Raw genomic sequence first — 21,015 nt, forward strand, 5'->3', positions numbered from 1 at the left:
ATTGAATTATGGACCTATTTAAATCAGTTTTGATTATGATTACGTCACTCATCGGCTTCCTTTTTGCCGACAAAAGTGCTACGCTCACACGCCCAGCAGACACTGTTGCTGTTAAACAAACACTATACGATTTCAAGGTTAAGTCCCTTGTAGGAAGCAAAACCGTGGACCTGAGCAAATACAAAGGCAAAAAAGTGGTGGTGATGAATGTCGCTTCCAAATGCGGCTTCACCAAACAATATGCCGACTGGGAGAAATTCTACAAAGACCATGGCGACAAGGTGGTTGTCCTTGGATTCCCCTCCAACGATTTTAAGGGACAGGAACCGGGCAGCAGTGAAGAAATTGCAACGTTCTGCTCAAAAACGTATGGAGTAACATTCCCGATGTTTGAAAAAGTGGAAGTAATTGGCGACAACAAGGCTCCGCTTTACAAATGGCTTACAACCAAAGATCTTAACGGCTGGAACGACCAGGTGCCAAGCTGGAACTTCTGCAAATACGTGGTCAATGAAAAAGGAGAACTTACCCATTTCTTTGCTTCCAAAGTGTTACCTACTGATCCCGAATTTTTGAAATCCGTAGGACTTTAAAATATAAAAATGGCGGTATGTAACTTATACCGCCATTTTCTTTTATTATATGAAGGCAGCCGGAAGCTTTCCCGGTTGTCTATTTACCATTTCTGCGTCAAACATGAAACCCTGGATTGAAGCTGCCCGTCCCAGAACTTTACCTCTTTCATTATCCTGTATCCTGATGGGTTGCTTTTTAGCGGCAGCTAATGGCAAATTCAGCTGGCCTGTGGCCTTGCTCAGCGTGCTCACAACTATTTTTCTTCAGGTACTTTCCAATTTTGCCAACGACTACGGCGATGCCGTGAACGGAAAAGACACCGAATTGCGGCAAGGCCCGAAAAGGGCCGTGCATGCGGGACAAATCACCGCCTCAGCGATGCTGAAAGCGATAATCCTGTTTGCCCTGTTCTCCTTCATTTCAGGTATATCATTGCTTACTATTGCGCTTCGCAATGCGCCTGCCAATACCTTTTGGGTATTCCTTGGAATAGGAATTGCATGTATTATTGCCGCCATCACTTACACGGCGGGCAAAAGACCCTACGGTTATGTAGGGCTGGGCGATCTTTCGGTACTGATTTTTTTCGGCTGGGTCGGCGTAATTGGCAGCAGTTATCTGCATACGCTGATCTGGAACTGGGACCTGATCCTGCCTGCAACAAGCTGCGGACTGTTTGCGGTTGGCGTACTGAATATCAACAATATCAGAGACATTGAGTCGGACAAAGCCACAGGAAAAAATTCCATTCCGGTTAGGCTGGGTCGCAAAAAAGCCGTGGTATACCACTGGCTCATTTTACTGACCGGCATGGCGTGTGTGCTCATCTACACCGTCCAGCATTTCTCAGGTTACACCAGCTTCATTTTCTTGCTGAGTTTTCCCCTTTTTATCCGCAACGGTATGGCGGTCAGCAAGCTTACCGACGCTCGTGAACTTGATCCCTATCTGAAACAGATGGCATTATCCACGTTATTCTTTGTTATTCTGTTTGGTTTGGGGACAATATTATAGCATTATCTGATAAGCGGTTTCATTGCCTCGCCCAAAATTGAGTATCCTTTTGCATTGGGGTGCAAGCCATCTGAAAACATACTTTCGTCAATTTTACCATCTTTCAAAAAAACTTTGCCCGGATCAATAAACCCTACGTCTTTTTGTCCGGCCAGTATCATCAGTTTTTCATTGAGGTCCGCCACACGCTCCTCCTGGCTACGCCTCGGATAAATACCCACCATAAAGATCCGGGCTTTGGATTGTCTGTTTTTAATGGCTTCAATCAGCAGATCCCAGCCTTTAAGTATCTCATCGTCGGTGTTTAAATGCAGGTTATTGGTACCAATATTTACCACGATCCGCTCGGCGTTATAGCCATCCAGTTCTCCATGATAAACCCTCCATAAAACGTTCTCAATTCTGTCCCAGCCGTATGCCATGTTTAAAACATTCTTTTCTCCAAAGGTCTTTCCCCATGAATCCTGGCCCACAGCTCTGGGACCTTTAGGAAGCCCGCCCCAGAAATGAGTGATTGAATTCCCAATCACAACTGTTTTGGGGGAACCCGTTCTGGCCACATCCAGTATGGCTTTGTGCCTGGCTTCCCAGTCGTAATTATACAATTCTCTTAGTTGAACAATCGGCTTTGTTGTAGAGACCCTACCATCTGGTTCTTTTAAAATAACCCTGAGGTTTTTCTCATAGCCCTGCGCATATCGCATCATGCCCAGGTCCGACGGATGTATACCGTCCACCATCGTTTCAATATCCTGATCAAATTCCTGCTTACCGATCAGGTAAATATTTGAAGTGCCATCCTGTTTCAGTTCAGCAAATGCTTTGCGGGTTATTTCATTGATATCCTTGTAATATTTCCGGTTTGTCGCGTTTATGGCGTCGTCGGTATACCCTGCATGTTCCGCCAGGACAATGGGTGTCTGAGGCCGTTTTTGTCTGAGCGTTTTCACGCTGGACAGTATCAGATTCCTCACATCTTCCAGCGTATGCTTTGTATCCGGCCTGACCGTCAGATTGGGCAAGCAATCCAGAATATATACTTTGGCATCAATTTCCCCAATCATCTCTATGAGTTCAGGTTCAAGACGGCCATTACCTGAAAAGCCGAGGTTGATCAGCGGGCGGTCCAGTTTGCGGCCCAATATGGCAGTCCAGGCCATGCCCGGCCTCGAAGCGCAGGCTCCCTGCGCAATAGATGTCCCGTAAACGACAATAGGCTTTTCCTGGCGCACAGTCAAAGGATTGAAAGCTGCTCCCTGCGGCACACCTATCTGTAACCATTTTACCTCATTGTAAAGGGGCAAAAACAAACGGTACTCTCTTCCCAGCTTGTGGTAGCCGTCGTTTGGTTCCAGATTACGGAAATTGTACACAATGGTATCTCCAAAAGCATATTTACCAGCCGCCCACCGCCATTCTCCATCACTTGAGATGGCATAGAGGTCTACGCCACTCACACCTGTAGCAGGCATATGGGGAAAACCATGTTTCCCTCCCACGGCGTATCTGATCTTAATCTCATTTGCATTGGACCTGAACCTGATCATGAGACCAGCAGCCTGTTTGGACAAACCCCACACCTGGTCTCTCACTTTATCCCTGGCGCGTGCGGGAAGGCGGTCGTAAGGGTCTGCCAGCTCTTTCGGCCAGGCCTGTCCTTCAATTACAGGAGCGGAAGCCGAGGTAGGGTCCCACCAGCTATACTGTACTTCCTGCCCGAAACAATAGCCGCCCAGCAGCTCCAAACTGATGATAAAGAGTAAAAACCGGTTTCTCATAAACAAAAATAAAGGGCACCGATGCCTCTCAGCAAAAGTGCCCTTTCCAACGTTTTTTACTACTATTTATTCAGTTATTTTATCAGAACTCCGTCTGCAATAAATGTAAGCTCTTCTTTTGGCTCCGTTATTTTTGCCACCTCCTCTTTACTTTTCCCCGCATCCAGGGCGTAATGCTGAAGATGTTCTACCGAAACCGTTTTCTTCTGGGCTTCTCCCTCAAACACCACTGTTTTTCCGGCAATATCCTTTGGGACAAAAAAAGCGTAATCCTTAAACATCACCCGCATGGATTCGCCATTATCCATTTTCACTTTCATCCAGCAACCTTTTACCTGGCAAACAGACTCCACAGTACCTGAAACTTTGGCTTCCATGATTTCCTTTTCACCCATTTTAGCAGGAAGATCACTTACCTTTATAGCCTTCCTGTCGTTGATTTCCTTTCCAAAATGTGCATTGCTCTGCGCCTTTACAACCATTACGGATAACACCAGCAGTACTATAACAACCTGTTTCATAACAATCGAAAGTTTATGATTTTTCAAACTTAACAAATTCGCGATCAGGCGGATAACAATAGACTAAAACCCTCCGTGTCCATTATTCCACCACTTCCAGCCAGCCTTTGCAGTGATGCCCGTCAGGGGTATCCACCACATAAAAATAGGTCCCATTGGCAATTCCTTTCCCCCAGTCGCTTTTATAATCCACAGATTTATAAACCTGTTTCCCCCATCTGTTAAATATTTCCAGGGTGGAACCGGCCACCGGCACCACAAACCTATCATTCTTTCCATCCCCGTTGGGTGTTATGACATTGGCTAGCTCAAAGGCTGGTTGTGCGATCAGTTTTTTTGATACCGACAAGGCGCAGCCCGCTGCACTATAGGCTGTCAGGGTAATGGTATACGTTCCGGGATTACCAAAAACATGATTTTCTACGTGCTGGGTGGTGAAGGTATCTCCGCTCCCCAGATCCCATTCAAACCGCTGCGCATTGCGGGTGTTATTGGAAATACTATACTGAAAGGCTTCGTTACATGAGCCTCCGGACTGGCTTATTTCAAACGATGGCTCAAAAGAACGGTCCACGTTCACCGTGATTTCCCTTAGCGGCCTGCACCCGTCAGTATAGATACCTTCCACAACGTAGGTGGTCGTTTGCGTGGGTGTAACCGTGACCGAGCTTCCTGTCGTCGCGGGGAATGATCCATTTGGTTTCCAGCGATACTCTGACGCGTCCCCTGTCACCGACAATATTACCGGGGCGCCCGGGCATACACTAACGTCCGGCATTTCTATAAAGTCCTGCTTTTTGTTTACTGTAATTTTCACATTACCTGTAAACTTGCATCCGCTGGCATTACTGATTTCCACGGAAAAGGTTTGGGTCTCCTTCATGACCATGGACGGATTTGCCGTCAGAGGATTTTCCATTCCTTCGGCCGGAGTCCATTTATACTGCGTACCTCCGGAAGCCCACAATTGTACTTTGGTATTCTCGCAGACCGTTGTATCCGGCAGGATTTTCGCAGACAGGGTTTCTACGACGATCGTCTTTTGGGCAATATCAATCCGTTTGCAGCTCAGCCTGTTGTATGCTTTGAGGGTGACTGTATACTGCCCCGGGGTGCGGAATACATAAGCGGCCTCATCAGCCTCTCGTGAAATGGTACTTCCGTTCACCTCCCATATATAGTCAATCCCTCCTTCACTCATATTAACAAATGATAGAGAAAGCGGCGCACATCCGCGTGTGACATCCTTCTGGCTTCCAGCATAAACATCGAAATCCGCCTTCAGGCGATCGATATCAATCTTAAACGCTGCATTATTGCAATTGGAGCTCCGGTTGGTCCTGGACCATGCCTGGGGCGTAACAGGAAACCGGCTGCCACCACAGGCGCAGGTGGCATGGTATATCTCCCCATTTTTATTGAAACGGCTGGTTCCCCCATCCACATGGTCTCCCTGTTCTGTTCCGGAACGGTCGCTGCTTCCAAAAAAGGTAGCATATAACAGCGACTTCGCTCCTTCTTCCAGAATTGCGACATAAAAATTATTGCCGGTGGTGATTCTCTGAAGTGCATCGGAAGTCACGGGCAAACCATTGGTGGTACTTTCCAGATTGTTATCCGTACCCGAATTCACATTACCACCCCAGCCAGCTATATAAATATTACCACATTCATTCACCAGAAACGCCGTAGGGGAAATATCTGGTGTTCCTTTTCCAGATCCGATCACCGTGGAGAAAACAGATCTGGAAAGCGAAGGGTCAAGGGCGTGAATAAATTGACCGCTGTTCGTATTGCTGTATACACCGGTACTTACAGGATATTTCCCCGCAGATAATCCGTAAACATATACATTCAGTGAAGCATCCAGGTCCACCAGATATCCCGCATCTGCCTCGGCCGTTCCCAGGTAGGTTAGTCCTGCGAGTGCACCGCCACTAAACCGTGCAACAAACGCATCTTCCGCCCCGCTGATCCTGGGCTGCAATGCCTGGGTATGGGTAGCCAGGTTGGTACTCTGGGTGATGCCCGTCACATAGATATCGCCCCCTGCCGTTTCCTTCACAGAAAACCCCGCATCCAACTGATTCCCTCCCAGGTAGGTACTCCATAACAAAGTACTGAGATCCTGTGAAAATTTTGCAACCACAGCATCCTGTCTCCCGCCTAAAATATTTGACACCGGATTTTTAAGCGGAAAGTTGCCAGAATTGGTCGAGCTGGTTAACAGTACATTATTGTCTTTGTCCACCACCACCTCTCCCCGGAAGCTGTCTCCGTAATTTTTGATCTTTACGGCGCTGCTGGTACATACACCATCATTTCCGGAACCACCCAGGTAGGTCGAAGCGGTGAGCTGTTTCCCGTCTGCACTTAATTTTGACAAAAAGATATCACTTCCATTCCCCAGCGGCAATCCGCTCAGTGGCTCCGTGCCCGTACCCCCGCCAAAGTTTTTTTGAAAAGCGGTACCCGTTACCGGAAAATCCCTTGATGATGTTGTCCCCAAAATCACCAGTTCATTTTTGTTATTGACAATCAGGCTGGTTGGCAAATCGGTACTGGCTCCTCCGAGGTAAGTTGCGTAAAGCAACTCACTGCCGTCGGGACTGAACTTCATGATGGCAACGTCTACCATCCCGTCAAATCTGATCTGATATGCCCCAACGGAAACCGGGAAACCGGTGCCAAATACTGTCCCGCCGGTAAACAGGTTACCTTCCGAGTCATACGTTGCCGTATGCCCCCAGTTGTCTGGAACAGAACCCGAATAGGTTGAAAAAATAAGTTCGGGATCAATGATCAAAGTTTGAGATTTGTCGTATCCCTTCGGGAAGCCGAAATGTATGGACTGATCCTTATCCTGGACAAAATGGGAAGGTACTTCAACTGCTTTTTTCTGGATTGTCTGAAAAGAATAGGGTTTTTCTTCTCCAAACTTATTGATTGGCGTTTTTACCTCAAGCTGCCCCTTTTCGTTAACGTTTACCTGGTCGGCTCCTGAATATTTAAGATTGATCCGGGAAACATCGGCACCCGGTTTCACTACAAATTCATATTTTAACGAAAACTGATGCCAGTATACCCTCAGATTGATGCCCTCGTAAATATTCTCATATAGTACTTCTTCGAATCCCTGGACATTGCCAGTCCATTTGCGTTGGTCTGCTCCCAGAAAATAATTGTGGCGCGTGACGACAGGACTTACCGGGGTATGTTTTACGGATGTCTGTGCATTTATAAAATTCACCTCAACACCATGTGCTTTCAGCAGGTAAGGTTCCTGCTTTCTTGCAGCAGGCTGGCTGTCTGTGGTTTTCCCTCGGCCATGGCGTGCCGTAACTTCACTTGCATCGTAAAATACGTAAACTATTGCATGATTTTTCAAAAAGAGAAATCCTCCCGGGATATCGGCCCTGAACAGTATCTCTGAATCCCACTGCCCCATATTCCGGACAAACGACATTCCTCCTCCCCTCGCCAGACAAGGAATGAATACAAGGAAAATCAATGAAAGTATCCGTAGAGTTTTCCCCATGATATACGCGTCCGTGATTTATTATTTGAACGCTGAAACCGATATGATATTTTCACAAAATTCATATTCCTGCTCCACATTGGAGCCCAGCAGAAGTAGCTGACCACTGGTGCTGCCTACAACGTGGTCCAGATACCATCGGATCCCTGTCACATCCAGGTTGGTGGTGGGCTCATCCAGAAAAATAACCGGTACGTCGGAAGTAAAAGCGAGCCCCAGCTTAACACGTTGTTTCATTCCAGAGGAAAAATGCCTTATCATTTTGTTTCTGGCGTGGGACAATTCCGTGAAATCTTCAAAATCAGGAGACGACATCCCATTTTTGAGTACCTTAAACTGTCGGTGAAAATCAACGAGTTCTCTTAACGTAAACTCCTCAATCAGTTCGAGATAGGGTGCCGCAATCACCAGATTTTTATACCACTGATCAATTTCCAGGATTTTTCCGCTACTGCTTAGGTACTCTATTTTACCCTCGGAAACAGGCATCATGCCGGTCAGCAATTGCAGCAGGGTTGACTTCCCACTGCCGTTTGGCCCGACAAAGGTATACGACCTCCCTTTTTCCAGCTTAAAGGAAGCACGCCGGATAATCCATTCCCGGACAAACTTCTTACCAATATTTTCGACGTTGATCTGCAATTTGAAAAAGTTAATTTTAACCTGTCGGCTATTTGGAATAATGATCCCACACCAGACGTGAAACCTTTGCTGTCACCAGATCCCTGTTTTTTTCATCCATCCTTGTATCGGATATGTAAATCACCACAGCAATGTTTTTGCCATTGGGCAGCTGCATGATACCGACATCGTTTGTGGCGGCCAATAGCCCTTCATTTGTCCCGGAAGTTCCCGTTTTATGTCCTACAATGGCATCCTTGGGCAACAATCCTTTAATTCGCCCGGGGCCGGTAGAAGTTTCCACCATCCGTTTCCAGAGAAATTCCGTACTGGTTCGGGAGAGCTTTTTTGCCTCATGAAATATCTCAAGCAACCTGAGCATAGCTGCCGGATAGCAGTAGTTGGTATACTGTACATCCCAATGTCTTGCCATTTCTTCTTCCGTGGCAACAATGGCAATGCCTTTCACGCCCAATTTTTTAATATAACTATCCACCACACGGGTACCTCCAACCAGCCTGAAAAGTATATCACATCCATTATTATCACTTTGGGAGACCGTATAACCAAGTAATTCGGCTATGGTCACATCCGCGTTTCCCTCCGGATACTTCACCCGCAACGGGCTCCAGGTATTGGGAAGCAGGTCCTGTTTGGTTATACGAATCTTTTGATCCAGTTGCAATTTTCCTTTATCCACCTGGTCCAGCACGGCCATTGCAAGCGGAAATTTGAAAATACTTTGCATCGGAAATTTATGATCCCGGCCGAACAGCAGGGTTTCTTTTGTTGAAAGGTCCATGATCCCGATACCTACCTCTCCATCGGCCCCTTTGATCGCTGTTTCGATTTCAGCTTTCAGTTTATCTTTCTGAGCGTAGGAACATGTACCTGCCACGATCATCATGGCCAGCAGCACATACCCCATTCCCGTCCGGTATTTTAAGCGCATAGCTATTCTTCAATTGTAAGTCTTACCAGTTCAATGCGCGTATCCTGCATAGAAACCACCTGAAATTCGTATGGGGGTATGGTGAGCGTTTCATTTACTTCCGGCAAGTCGCCGTAGTACTGAATGAGCATACCTGCCAGTGTGTCATAATCTCCTTCCGGGAGTTCCCAGCCATATTTTTCGTTGAGGTAATCTATTTCGTGCCGGGCACTCAGGATAAAGGAGTTGTCGGCTACCTGCCTTTCGGTCCAGTCTTCTGTAGAATCGTATTCATCCTGAATTTCCCCAAAAATCTGTTCAACAACATCTTCCACACTTACCAGGCCCGAGGTACCTCCAAATTCGTCCACCACCAGTGCAATACTCCTGCGTTCTTCCAGGAACCGAAGCATGAGATCACTCGCAGGCATAGCTTCCGGAACAATCAGTATGGGTGTAATAATGTTGGTGATCTCCTTCGGTTTTTTAAATAATGACAGGGCATGACAGTAGCCAAGCACGTCGTCTACGGATTCACGGTGGATGATGATTTTGGAATGGCCGCTTGTCAGAAAGGCCTTTCGAAGGTCCTCGATGCTGGCATTGACATTGAGCGCCGAGATCTCCGTACGCGGAATCATGCAGTCTCTGATCCTTAAATCCTTAAAATCCAATGCATTGATAAACATTCTCTCTTCAATGCTATGGTCATCAAAATCGGGATCATCGGCAGAAACGGCGTCATCACGTAGCGACGCCGATAGTATATTTTCCTTTACAAAGGGTTCGACCACCCAATAGAGGGGTGTCATTGCCCATTCGGCAAATCTTACAGGAAAGGTCCCCAGATCAAGTACTTTTGGAAAGGCCCTTCCTATCTTGATCCATGAAGCATAACTACATACCCATAAAACTGCCAGACCGACGAAAAGTACCAGCACAACCCAGCCCTCGTCTACCTGAAAATATTCCTTGATAACCGGAGAGACAAAAACAACGGCGTAAAAACTGCCCAGCGCAACCACCAGCAGCCTGACCATCCGGAGCATCCGGCGCCAGTAAAGCGTCTGCGAAACTTCTTCGGTTTTCTCATGCCTGAGTGAGTACCTGTCCATGGATATGTCCAGCAATACCGACCTTACCGCGCCGTAGTATCCCGCCAGTACGAAAAAAACAAAAGTGAGAGTCAATATCAGAATATTCATTTTCGGGTGGTTTTCCTGGCAGTTGGTCTGCTGGTTTGCTTGGAAGTTATATCCTTTTGCGCCTCTATCCCCGTTTTCAGGCGGCTGAACTGAAACAAAAGCAAGGAGGTAACACTTAATAACAACAGCCAGTAACTGTTAAGCATTCCGGCCCTGCGGTATTCCAAAATCCAGACAACCAAAAAGCCTATGGCAGCTGCAAACAATAATGTACGAACTAATTTCCTAGTCATTCAGCAATGATTCTTTTTATTTTAACCCTGGCAACAGGCAGCCCCTCCTTCTTTTCACACGACGCCCCAAAAACCACTTTGATTCAAAGATAAGCACTATAGACATACCTTAGTGAAATTCGGAAGAAACGTTCTGGCACCAGAGAATATCGGGCCCGAAACTGCTTCCTTTTCTTTAAAATAGCTAACTTGCAGGTCTTACAATTCTTCTTCGAAAGAAGAAAAGAATCGTACAATTATTTCCTGAAATATACTACTTTTTACTATGAGCGAAACCACAAAACGCTTTGCACCTGGTGTTGTAACCGGTGACGGGGTGAGCGAAATCTTCCGCCATGCCAACGAAAATAATTACGCCCTTCCGGCTGTTAATGTAGTTGGTACCAACTCTGTGAACGCAGTATTGGAAACTGCAAAGGCTGTTAACAGCCCGGTTATTATTCAGTTCTCCAACGGGGGCGCCATCTTTTATGCCGGAAAGAGTCTTTCCAATGCAAATCAACAGGCTGCCATTGCGGGTGGTATATCTGGCGCTCACCATGTTCACCAGATGGCTGCATTGTACGGAGTACCTGTCATATTACATACCGACCATTGTGCTAAAAAACTGCTTCCCTGGATAGACGGCCTGCTGGAAGCGGGTGAAAAATATTTCGATCAGTACGGCAAACCGCTTTACAGTTCGCATATGCTTGACCTGTCTGAAGAGCCGATTGAGGAAAATATTGAAACATGCGCCAAATACTTTGAACGCATGGCCAAAATTGGCATGACGCTTGAAATTGAACTGGGTGTAACCGGCGGAGAAGAAGACGGCGTGGATAACAGTGATGTGGACAGTTCAAAGCTTTACACGCAGCCTGAAGAAGTAGCTTATGCTTATGAAGAACTGAGCAAAATCTCTCCGAACTTTACTATAGCAGCAGCTTTTGGAAACGTACATGGCGTGTACAAGCCAGGTAATGTAAAACTTGAGCCGAAGATCCTCCGTAATTCTCAAAATTATATTCAGGAGAAGTTCGGAACGGGCGAACTTCCTGTAAACTTCGTATTCCATGGCGGATCAGGATCTTCACGGGAAGAAATCCGTGAGGCAATTGAATATGGTGCGATCAAAATGAATATCGACACCGATATGCAATGGTCAACCTGGGAAGGAATTCTTAAATATTACAAAGATAAGGAAGGATACCTGCAGGCACAGCTGGGCAATCCTGAAGGGCCGGATTCTCCAAACAAAAAATATTACGATCCGCGCGTGTGGCTGAGAAAAGGGGAAGAGTCTATGATCCAGCGACTGAAAGTTGCTTTTGAAGATCTTAACTGTATCAATCAGCTAGGCTAATCGCTGTTCCGGTGAGTAGCTAAGCATATATTTCTCAAACTAAATATCCCAGTAACCATGTGTTTCTGGGATATTTTACTTTTATAAACAAACCTGGTCAGACCACGGTAGCTCTTGTTTTTAGGGATCGAAAAGAAACGACGACCTGAAGCGTTAGTATAGATCGAAATAAAACTCTGTGTTAAATAGTACAAGATGAGAAAAATACTTCCGGTGCTTTGTCTGGCACTCTCAGCGCTTGCGGCGACAGCGCAAAATGATCGTTGGCAACAGCGCGCGAAATATCAGATGGAGATTGATTTTGACGCTTCCAAACATCAGTATCGAGGTACTCAGAAACTGCTTTATACCAACAATTCTCCTGACACACTTACCAAAGTTTTCTATCACCTGTACCTGAATGCATTTCAGCCGGGAAGCCAGATGGATGTGCGCTCCCGTACCATCAGTGATCCGGATCCACGGGTGAGAGACCGGATTTCCAAGTTATCGCCCACGGAGATCGGTTACGAAAAAGTCATTTCCCTTAAACAAAACGGGAAGCTTTTGAAATACGAAGTTGTTGGTACTATTCTTGAAGTAACACTTAACGAAAAGATTCTTCCTAAAACCCAGCACACCTTCGATATGGAATTTGAAGCCCAGGTTCCTGTTCAGATACGCAGGACCGGCCGTAATAACCTGGAAGGTATTGACTATTCCATGGCACAGTGGTATCCCAAAATGAGCGAATACGACTACGAAGGATGGCATGCAAATCCGTATATAGGCAGGGAATTTTATGGTATCTGGGGTGATTTTGATGTAAAAATAACCCTTGATGCGTCCTATGTACTGGCAGCTACCGGGTACCTGCAGAATCCTGAAAAAATTGGCCATGGTTATTCAAGAAAAGAGGTAAAACACAAAGCAGGCGAAAAGCTCACCTGGCATTTTGTTGCACCAGAAGTACATGACTTTGTATGGGCCGCTGACAGGGACTTTAAGCATGATGTGGTAAAAGTGGACGAAAACCTGGATCTGCATTTTTTCTATCAGGCAGACACGCTTGCCGATCACTGGAAACAGATGGAACCTTTGGCAGTGAAAACTTTCCGGATCATGAATGAAAAGTTCGGCAGGTATCCTTACAAACAGTACTCCGTTGTTCAGGGAGGAGACGGCGGCATGGAATATCCGATGGCTACCCTGATCACCGGACATCAAAGCTTTGGAGGACTGGTAAGTGCTATGGTACACGAATCGATCCACAGCTGGTTTCAGGGAATACTGGCTACCAACGAATCAAAATACTCCTGGATGGACGAAGGGTTTGATACCTACGCCCAAAACATCATCATGAGCGAATTGTTCCCGTCCAAATCGGACCCTCAGCGAGCGAGTACCACAAGTTACCGTAATCTCGTAAAGTCCGGCCTGGAAGAACCCCTTACCACACATGCCGACCATTACCATACAAACAGGGCATACAGCATAGCAAGTTACAACAAGGGTGCGGTTTTTATAAACCAGCTGGGCTACATTATCGGGAATGACAAACTTGAAACCAGCATGAAACGGTATTATAATGAATGGAAATTCAAACATCCCAATCCCACCGATTTCAAGCGCATTGTGGAGAAAGTTTCGGGGCTGGAGCTGGACTGGTACTGGGAAAATTTTGTAGGAACTACCAAAACCATTGATTATGGTATCAAAGAAGTGGTAACCACAGCAAGTAAAACCGACATTGTTCTGGAAAGAATTGGCCAGATCCCTATGCCGCTGGATGTAGTGGTAAGTTACAAGGATGGGTCACAGGAGAATTTCTATATTCCTCTGGAGATCATGCGTGGAGAAAAAAGTGAAAAAATGTATTCCAAAACCAGTGTTTTGACGGACTGGGGATGGACCTATCCTGAATATTCATTTAGCATCCCAAGACCGCTATCGGAAATTGCTTCGATCATGATCGATCCTAGCCAGCGGATGGCCGATGTTGATCTGGACAATAACACATATCCCTCACTTCGCAGGAAATTGCCCAGGCTTCAGGGGGAGCTGATAAAATAACGGAGGGATGGCGGTAATCATGGGCCAGAAGATGATTACCGTCTACGGTTTCCGGTTTGCAAAGCCGTGCCTATCCTGAACCCGATGCTCTGGAAATGTACACCGTGAAATTGTCCTACCAACTCGAGCCTGCCTATACGCAGTACGTCATCAAACCCATATACGAGTTCGGTATAATGTTTGATTGTAGGAGCGCTCAGGTAATGCACCTGCAGTGTTTCCTTTACCCCGGTAAGCCTGATCACCTCAATTCTGGTAAATAGGAAGCGTTGCAAGGTCCACAACACATGCGCCTCCGCAAACCAGGAAGCAGTGCTGTATTGATAATAAGGCAGCATGCGGAAATGAGCCAGGGGATCACTCATCTGGAAGAAGAACTCATTTCCCATAAAATGTTTATAATCAATAAAATAAATATTCTTCTTCCCCAAAAATCCGCCTCCCGAAGTGAGATAACTGAGCGTACTTCTCGGCCCCAGATCAAATTCCTGACTGACCCCTCCCTGCAATAAAGAATAATCCACATCTCCCAAAGCCGGCAGACCAACCTTGTAATTCAGGTTGAAAGCCGGGCCCTTGTTACGCAGATACCTCTTATCACCATTCCTGATGATATACCTCCGCCAGGGCCTTAGGGTGGTATTGAACGTCAGAACTGTGGCATGATGTACGGGGAATCCTGTATTTGCCAGTTCATCGTTCAGCGGGCGGTTGGGGGTGTAATCGAAGTTCCGCCAGAAAAAAAGCGATTTCGCATTCTCAAAATTGAATAACTCCTTCCTGCGCTGGTATTCGATGCCGGCAGTGAAATTTACAATGTCACTGATATTACGGAGGGTATACTCTCCCTTGATAAACTGGTTCTGATAAAGTTTCATCAGGCTCCTGTCAAATATCCTTCCTGCCAGGCTGTTCGGAAAAGGCAGAATGGGGTTATCCTGATTAATCTGGCTCGCCAGTTCCCCGCCGGTTACAGTCATACTCCAGTTTTTACCGCCTCTTTTTACCTCCAGCGTCCCGTACAAACGATCTCTGCCAAAAGAATACCGGATAAAAGGGCTCAGACTAAAATACTCTGATTTCCCCCACTCCTTTCTCCATTCTGTGAGAATACCCAGTGCATTTGCCTCCACAGAATTATATCCAACCGAAAAAACCGGACTTTTGAAATAAAAATAATTCCTGTTTCCCAGTGCATACGTATTGCCCAAAAACAGGTGCTTGAATTTGAAATAAACGGAATCGGGGCGCGACTTTTCATGCGTCGCTTCCTTCACCACTTTAATGCTATCCTGTATTTGATAACCCTTCACTTCCAGTTCTGTGAGTGGGATGGGCCTCAGGGCAGTCCAGTAAGAGGTATCACGTTTGTTTGCCATAGAATCAATCACGATGGAATCCTGGCGGACCATCCGCTTGCTGACAGGGTTTTTGGATTCTTTGCGCTGCTCTTTTTCGTAGGCCTTCGTGAGTTTTCGGAAATTTTTGGTAGAAAACTGTTTCTGTTCCCGGATGAGCGCATCCAGTTTTTCCTTTCTGTTTTTTTCAGCAACTTCGCCCTCCTTCTTATGATCGTTGATCACCACTCCTTCCTTTAGATTCGGATCAACGTCCAGCTTTTGATAGGTTACAGAAACCAGATATTTAAATTCTCCGGCAAACCCCAGATATCCCCCTTTGAGCCTGAATTGCTGATTAACAGGTATCCATACATCCTGAACCGGGCTGAATATCTGTTTGGCCCAAATATCCAGGCCGCTCGTTGTTGTCTGCAGATCATAGCTGTGGATTGCCCAGCGATCTTCCAGGATGTACAAACTCCCCTTAAAAACACCCTCACCATAGGCCTTTGGAATTACTTTTATTTTGTTGACAATCTGCCCCTGATCTTCAAAATAACCTTCATACTCAAAGCGGTAATAACTAAAAGCCTTGGGCGAAAGCGGGGTAACGGTACCGGCTACAACCGGGCTGTAAAGACTGGCAAGTATGTATTCGTTGGGCGAGGGAATACTATTGTCCAGGCTGTTTCGTGTAGAAAGTACTTTCTGATTATAGGTACCTGGCCGCCGATAGGCCACTTCCGAAACGCTTTCATTCAAAAATGCTTTTCCTTCTTCAATGCCCTGCTTTTTAAGACGTTTTTCAAGCAGATACGGAATTTTGGTGGCAATGGCCGAAGCACGGGAGTATACCTTCGCCGAATAGCTTCGTACCTGTAGCTGGTGAAAACGTGCTTTGGCAATGGCCTTCCGCATGATACTATAGGCAGGATCTTCCTTTTGATTGCCTACTGTTGCCTCTCCCAGGTTAAGCGCCTGTTCTTCCAGCACCACATTTAATTCTGTGAAACCCGCGCCCACTGTCACTGACTTCGTAACCGTCCTGAATCCCAGGTATTGAAAAACAATATCGTATTTACCCTCAGCAAGGGTAAACTCGTAATAACCTTCCTCATTAGCCATCGTTCCGTTCGTGGTTGCCTTCACGGAGATTCCCGCATACGGTAATTTTTCTCCCTTTTGCGTTGTGACATGTCCCTTAATTCCTCCGGCATAACTTAGAAAACCCAGGAAAAGAAGGGAGAAGGATAGGATGGCAAACCGCATATAGGTGATAATTGCTGATATCAAACGTTAAGTGGTATAAAGCTGTTGAGATGCTGCTTTTACCTGTAATCCAAGATGATGCCAGCAATGTAATAAAAAAGCCGGGATATTGCCCTTTACGCAAATATCCCGGCTTTTGATACGGTAATCCGTATCTGAACTATATTTTATATACTAATCTTTCCATTCAGCGATACCTGTTCGTCGAAACGGATACAAATCCATGGAGGTCGGCGGCGCATTATCTCAGCACTTAACTGATTACGTATGGGCATTAGGTTCCACAGACACAGAGCTGAGTGTGTTTAGTTACACTCCCCTTCGGGTGTACAGGATGCTCCTTCGGCGTAGGCAATCACAGGGCTGGGATTTTTCAGTTCCCATTCTCCGAAAGATTTTTCCAGGGCTCCCAAAAAGGTTTCGGGTTGCTGGGCACCAGATACCGCGTATTTTCTGTCCAGCACAAAAAACGGGACACCACGTGCACCCACTTGCTGAGCTTCATAGACATCCTTCCTGACTGCTTCGGCAAATTTATTGCTGCCAAGTACCTCACGGATCTCATCACCATCCAATCCGATTTGCTCCCCAAGATTCACCAGTGTTTCATGATCAGCGGTGTTTTTCCCGTCGGTAAAATACGCTTTGAACAACTGTTCCTCCGCAGCATCACCCTTTCCCTTTGTTTTTGCAAACTGGACAAACCGGTGCGCATCAAAAGAATTAGCCACTACTGCTTTATCCATATTGTATTCCAGACCCACTTCACCTGCAATCCTGGTCACATGATTGTTCGCCTCTTCGGCATATTCACGCGTCCAGCCCTTTACTTCCGCGAGGTAGTCATTGATACTTTTACCTGGCTCGGTTTTCATGGCGGGATTCAGCTGAAAACTCTTCCACTCAATCTCAATGTGCTCTTTTCCTGGAAACCGGTCCAGCGCACTTTCAAATTTCCTTTTTCCTATATAACAAAAGGGACACATTACGTCGCTCCATATCTCAATTTTCATCTTTTCCATATCTCTGTAGCTTTCCGGTGCTTTGAATTGATCTTCATCCATAAAATTAAAAGCTGATGAAAAGTTCCTCCTGAGGGCGCCTTACTTTTTTAGCACCGGCCAGATGGTCATTTGCACTATCGCGGTATCCGAGCGTCAACAGTACTACGCTGCGTAACCCCTTTTCCTTCAGCCCTAAAATTTCGTCCAGTTTCGCGTTATTGAAGCCTTCCATTGGGGTAGCGTCAACTCCTTCCACCGCCGCAGCCACCAGGCCATGCCCCAGGGCGATGTAAGCCTGACGGGCCGACCAGTTAAAATTAACCTCTTCGGACCGTCCCAGGATCCCCCCGAGCGCTTTCTGAAACTGAGCCAGAGATTCCACAGAGATATCCCTCGTTTTGGCTATTAATCCTATATAATCCGAAATACTCTCAGAGGTGACTTTTTCCCAGGCCGCAAACACCAGCAAATGCGACGACTCTTTTACCTGTGGCTGTGCTGCTGCTTCGGCAAAAATTTTATTTTTCAATTCCGGATCACCTACCACAATTATATTATAAGGCTGCAGACCCATTGACGACGGTGCCAATTGGATGGCTTCAAGGATGGTATCCAGTTTTTCAGAAGGTATAGGAGTACCTGTCATCCGCTTGGCCGCGTAACGCCAGTTCAGTTTTTCTATTAGTTCGCTCATTTTTTTATTCCATTTAATAAATCATGTGCAAACTTAATTAAATATACTATATATTTGTAAGTACTATAACAATGTATAGCACTTACAATAAATATAGCAACTGATTTACAGATAATTATAAAAACCATGGAGCATCCAATTCAGGAAAAGAACTACAGTACCTGTTCCAAACACATGCTGCCGGTGCATGACGCCCTTGAGGTACTGAACGGCAAATGGAAACTGCCTATTATTATTTCCCTTATGTTCGGAAATAAACGTTTTTCTCAGATCGCCCGCGAAATCCCCAACATCACCGACAAAATGCTTTCGAAAGAATTGAGGGACCTGGAAACAAATGAACTGGTGAAGCGGACCGTTTATGATTCCATCCCAGTGGTGGTGGAATACACCCTCACACCCTACGGGCATACCCTGGAACCGGTTATTGAAGTATTGCGCAAGTGGGGAGCCGACCACCGGCACCGGATTATGGGCGAGAAAGTTGTTTCAGAATCACCGGTACTTCAGGATTAGGGCCTGATCGCTATAAAGTGTGAAGGATTATCCACAAGATCGGAATATTATTTCTTAAAAAAACCCTGTAGAAAAGCCGTATCTGGTCGTTTTAAGCCAATCCATGTATTTGGCACACAATTGGTATCTATCCAGACATCATTGATTGTTAAACATTTAACTTTTGTCAATTATGCTTAGATGGACCGTAATATTTTTGATAATCGCTATAATCGCCGGTATACTTGGTTTTGGGGGTATCGCAGCGGGCGCGGCAGGAATTGCTAAAATACTTTTCTTTGTATTTTTGGTATTATTTGTTTTAAGTTTATTGAGCCGTGGTGTCGGGCGATCCTGACGCTACTAAAAGTATATTAAAACGAAATAAGGAGCGGATGGCTTATGCATCCCGCTCCTTATTTCGTTTATCAGTATATCCTTCTTAAACTATTCCCACTCAATGGTAGCAGGCGGTTTTGAAGAAATATCATAAACCACTCTGTTTACACCTTTCACACGGTTGATGATATCATTGGAAACCTCAGCCAGGAAGTCGTAGGGAAGGTGCGCCCAATCCGCCGTCATACCATCCACAGAGGTCACAGCGCGTAAGGCCACCACACTTTCATAAGTACGTTCATCTCCCATCACACCCACACTCTGTACAGGCAACAACATGGCACCCGCCTGCCATACCTCTTTATACAAATCCCATTTTTTTAGCCCGCCGATAAAAATAGCATCCACCTGCTGGAGAATTTCCACTTTTTCTGCGGTAATATCCCCCAGGATCCGGATCGCAAGACCAGGGCCGGGGAAAGGATGGCGTCCAAGTATATTTTCTGAAATACCAAGGGTACGTCCAACCGCACGCACTTCGTCTTTAAAAAGTGTATTAAGTGGCTCTACTACTTTCAATTTCATGAAATCAGGCAGTCCTCCCACATTGTGATGGGACTTGATGGTCGCCGAAGGCCCTTTCACAGAAACAGATTCGATTACATCAGGATAAATAGTACCTTGTCCCAGCCACTTTACCTCCTCAATCAGATGCGCTTCCTGGTCAAAGATCTCAATAAATGACCTTCCTATTGCCTTCCTTTTTTCCTCAGGATCCGTCAGGTTATTCAAAGCGGCGTAGAAATGATCCTTCGCATCTACTCCTTTGATATTGAGGCCCATATCCTGATAAGAGTGAAGTACTTCTTCATACTCGTTTTTCCTCAGCAAGCCATTGTCTACAAAAATACAGAAGAGGTTCACGCCTATCGCCTGATGTACCAGCGTTGCCGCAACGGTGGAGTCAACCCCGCCTGAAAGGGCCATCACCACCCTATCGTTACCGAGCTTATGACGCAGATGAGATACTGTTTGCTCGACAAAAGACTCCGAAGTCCAATCCTGCTTACATCCGCAAATACCTACTACAAAATTATGCATCAGCGTTTTGCCCTCCGTAGAATGCGTAACCTCTGGATGGAACTGAATACCATAGGTGAGTTCATCGGCAATTTTGAACGCTGCTACTTTCACCGATTCAGTTGAAGCAATGATCCTGAAATTATCGGGAATATCCACGATGGTATCGCCATGCGACATCCAAACCTGAGAAGAAGGAGACAGGTCTGCCAGCAGGGAAGAATCTCTATCCCCGATTTCGAGACGAGCCCGGCCATATTCACGATGTTTGGAAGGCTGCACCTCCCCGCCCAGCATATGGGCCATGAGCTGTGCTCCGTAACAAACTCCGAGAACAGGGACAATCCTTCTGAATTTATCAAAATCGATCTTTGGAGCATCTTCATCCCGCACCGAACAGGGGCTTCCGGACAAGATCACTCCTTTGACGTTGGGCGTAAGATCAGGGAAATTATTATAAGGATGAATTTCACAATAAACATTAAGCTCACGAATGCGACGAGCTATTAACTGCGTGTACTGTGAACCAAAATCAAGAATAAGAATCTGTTCTGTCATGTATATGCTATCTAAAACGCAAAGGTAGACAGATTGCCCGAAACGAAAAAAAGTATGTAAAGATTAACAGCGTATTACGAAATACTTATCAGAAAAAGAGTTGCCAAGGCAGCTGATTTTAAAACTAAATTTTGGTTTGAGTATAATAAATTCTATCTTTGATCAAATTTTATAATTTAAAAGTTAATATGAATCAAGGAACAGTTAAATTCTTCAATGACTCAAAAGGATATGGGTTCATTAAAGACACAGAAACAGGACAGGATTATTTCGTACACATCTCAGGTCTTGTTGACGAAGTTCGCGAAAACGATGAGGTCACTTTCGACCTACAAGAAGGACGCAAAGGACTAAACGCCGTGAATGTTAAGCTTGCATAACCGTAACTTAATATAAATGTAACGAAGTAAAGGCCCCACCTA

The 21,015-nt window shown here is 45.8% G+C and carries 18 protein-coding genes; 7 read left to right on the forward strand and 11 right to left on the reverse strand.

Translation table 11 applies throughout. From position 1 onward, the window contains the following. Positions 1-35: 35 nt before the first annotated feature. Positions 36-593, forward strand: a complete 558-nt coding sequence (locus KOE27_RS16270; protein ID WP_406566855.1) for a glutathione peroxidase — start codon at positions 36-38, stop codon at positions 591-593. Positions 594-696: 103 nt separating this feature from the next. Next, positions 697-1,590: a 1,4-dihydroxy-2-naphthoate polyprenyltransferase gene (locus KOE27_RS16275; protein WP_215239907.1), complete on the forward strand. Its 894-nt coding sequence runs from the start codon at positions 697-699 to the stop codon at positions 1,588-1,590. Between the two features lie 2 nt (positions 1,591-1,592). Here KOE27_RS16275 and KOE27_RS16280 read toward each other — a convergent pair whose 3' ends face one another. The 7 genes from KOE27_RS16280 to KOE27_RS16310 form a co-directional block, all read right to left on the reverse strand. Further along, positions 1,593-3,368 carry an SGNH/GDSL hydrolase family protein gene (locus tag KOE27_RS16280; RefSeq protein ID WP_215239908.1) on the reverse strand — a complete coding sequence of 592 codons (1,776 nt, stop codon included), beginning with the start codon at positions 3,366-3,368 and terminating at the stop codon, positions 1,593-1,595. 74 nt (positions 3,369-3,442) lie between these two features. Beyond that, on the reverse strand, positions 3,443-3,889 hold the full coding sequence (locus KOE27_RS16285; RefSeq protein WP_215239909.1) for a DUF4920 domain-containing protein: 447 nt from the start codon (positions 3,887-3,889) through the stop codon (positions 3,443-3,445). An 82-nt stretch (positions 3,890-3,971) separates the two neighbouring features. Then, the gene (locus KOE27_RS16290; RefSeq protein ID WP_215239910.1) at positions 3,972-7,427 is read right to left on the reverse strand and encodes a DUF7948 domain-containing protein; all 3,456 of its coding nucleotides are present in this window, start codon (positions 7,425-7,427) and stop codon (positions 3,972-3,974) included. A gap of 21 nt (positions 7,428-7,448) precedes the next feature. Beyond that, positions 7,449-8,069, reverse strand: coding sequence for an ABC transporter ATP-binding protein (locus tag KOE27_RS16295; RefSeq protein WP_215239911.1), 621 nt, complete (start codon positions 8,067-8,069; stop codon positions 7,449-7,451). Between the two features lie 28 nt (positions 8,070-8,097). Then, complete coding sequence (gene bla / locus KOE27_RS16300) at positions 8,098-9,000, reverse strand: class A beta-lactamase, subclass A2 (protein ID WP_215239912.1); 903 nt, start codon at positions 8,998-9,000, stop codon at positions 8,098-8,100. A gap of 2 nt (positions 9,001-9,002) precedes the next feature. Further along, positions 9,003-10,184 carry a hemolysin family protein gene (locus KOE27_RS16305; protein WP_215239913.1) on the reverse strand — a complete coding sequence of 394 codons (1,182 nt, stop codon included), beginning with the start codon at positions 10,182-10,184 and terminating at the stop codon, positions 9,003-9,005. Beyond that, complete coding sequence (locus tag KOE27_RS16310; RefSeq protein WP_215239914.1) at positions 10,181-10,417, reverse strand: hypothetical protein; 237 nt, start codon at positions 10,415-10,417, stop codon at positions 10,181-10,183. The genes KOE27_RS16305 and KOE27_RS16310 overlap by 4 nt, the downstream gene beginning before the upstream one ends. A gap of 265 nt (positions 10,418-10,682) precedes the next feature. Here KOE27_RS16310 and fbaA point away from each other — a divergent pair, with 265 nt between their 5' ends. Together fbaA and KOE27_RS16320 are read left to right on the forward strand one after the other, a co-directional pair. Continuing rightward, complete coding sequence (fbaA, locus tag KOE27_RS16315; protein ID WP_215239915.1) at positions 10,683-11,762, forward strand: class II fructose-bisphosphate aldolase; 1,080 nt, start codon at positions 10,683-10,685, stop codon at positions 11,760-11,762. Positions 11,763-11,957: 195 nt separating this feature from the next. Continuing rightward, positions 11,958-13,814 carry a M1 family metallopeptidase gene (locus KOE27_RS16320; protein WP_215239916.1) on the forward strand — a complete coding sequence of 619 codons (1,857 nt, stop codon included), beginning with the start codon at positions 11,958-11,960 and terminating at the stop codon, positions 13,812-13,814. A 35-nt stretch (positions 13,815-13,849) separates the two neighbouring features. Here the strand turns inward: KOE27_RS16320 and KOE27_RS16325 are convergent, their stop codons facing one another. The 3 genes from KOE27_RS16325 to KOE27_RS16335 all read right to left on the reverse strand — a co-directional run bounded on the left by KOE27_RS16325 (position 13,850) and on the right by KOE27_RS16335 (position 18,121). Then, the gene (locus KOE27_RS16325; RefSeq protein ID WP_229252795.1) at positions 13,850-16,447 is read right to left on the reverse strand and encodes a DUF5686 and carboxypeptidase regulatory-like domain-containing protein; all 2,598 of its coding nucleotides are present in this window, start codon (positions 16,445-16,447) and stop codon (positions 13,850-13,852) included. A gap of 281 nt (positions 16,448-16,728) precedes the next feature. Then, on the reverse strand, positions 16,729-17,436 hold the full coding sequence (locus KOE27_RS16330; protein ID WP_215241638.1) for a DsbA family oxidoreductase: 708 nt from the start codon (positions 17,434-17,436) through the stop codon (positions 16,729-16,731). 55 nt (positions 17,437-17,491) lie between these two features. Next, a complete protein-coding gene (locus KOE27_RS16335; RefSeq protein ID WP_215239917.1) occupies positions 17,492-18,121 on the reverse strand; it encodes an NAD(P)H-dependent oxidoreductase in 630 nt (209 codons plus the stop codon). Between the two features lie 126 nt (positions 18,122-18,247). Here KOE27_RS16335 and KOE27_RS16340 point away from each other — a divergent pair, with 126 nt between their 5' ends. Together KOE27_RS16340 and KOE27_RS16345 are read left to right on the forward strand one after the other, a co-directional pair. Next, positions 18,248-18,637, forward strand: a complete 390-nt coding sequence (locus KOE27_RS16340) for a winged helix-turn-helix transcriptional regulator (protein ID WP_215239918.1) — start codon at positions 18,248-18,250, stop codon at positions 18,635-18,637. A 172-nt stretch (positions 18,638-18,809) separates the two neighbouring features. Further along, positions 18,810-18,974, forward strand: a complete 165-nt coding sequence (locus KOE27_RS16345; protein WP_138367535.1) for a DUF1328 family protein — start codon at positions 18,810-18,812, stop codon at positions 18,972-18,974. 89 nt (positions 18,975-19,063) lie between these two features. On the opposite strand, the gene guaA is transcribed toward KOE27_RS16345, so the two are convergent. Beyond that, the gene (gene guaA, locus KOE27_RS16350; protein ID WP_215239919.1) at positions 19,064-20,593 is read right to left on the reverse strand and encodes a glutamine-hydrolyzing GMP synthase; all 1,530 of its coding nucleotides are present in this window, start codon (positions 20,591-20,593) and stop codon (positions 19,064-19,066) included. 188 nt (positions 20,594-20,781) lie between these two features. Between guaA and KOE27_RS16355 the strand changes: the two genes are divergently transcribed. Then, positions 20,782-20,973 carry a cold-shock protein gene (locus tag KOE27_RS16355; protein ID WP_215239920.1) on the forward strand — a complete coding sequence of 64 codons (192 nt, stop codon included), beginning with the start codon at positions 20,782-20,784 and terminating at the stop codon, positions 20,971-20,973. The last annotated feature ends 42 nt before the right edge of the window (positions 20,974-21,015 follow it).

Source organism: Dyadobacter sp. CECT 9275, from assembly GCF_907164905.1.
In the GTDB taxonomy this organism is placed as follows: Bacteria; Bacteroidota; Bacteroidia; order Cytophagales; family Spirosomataceae; genus Dyadobacter; species Dyadobacter helix.